The organism is Shewanella sp. P1-14-1, from assembly GCF_001401775.1.
Taxonomy (GTDB): domain Bacteria; phylum Pseudomonadota; class Gammaproteobacteria; order Enterobacterales; family Shewanellaceae; genus Shewanella; species Shewanella japonica.
On the sequence record NZ_LKTL01000133.1, the window covers coordinates 1 to 233 of the forward strand.

General features: G+C 43.3%; 1 protein-coding gene. It reads right to left on the minus strand.

Annotated elements, in window-relative coordinates; genetic code table 11:
* Positions 1 to 233: helix-turn-helix domain-containing protein (locus AN944_RS21250; RefSeq protein WP_144430250.1), on the minus strand; the 233-nt coding region annotated here is incomplete at both ends.

Below are 233 nucleotides of genomic sequence, written 5' to 3' on the forward strand. Positions count from 1 at the left end.
TTGATGAGCTGGTAGAGCTTACGTGTCCCCAATCTTGGCATAAACTGGCGCCAATACTTCACCATAGACATAACGGGTTTAAGCCTTTCAGTTCTTGTTTCAGCACGTTGTTTCCATTGGTAAATCGCTTGTCTTGATAAATTGAATTGCCGACTCGCTGCCGCTAGCTTTACCGTGCCTTTTTCTTTGGCAATCCAGAGCGTTCGGCTAAGTACTTTTTTTCTAAATCGATA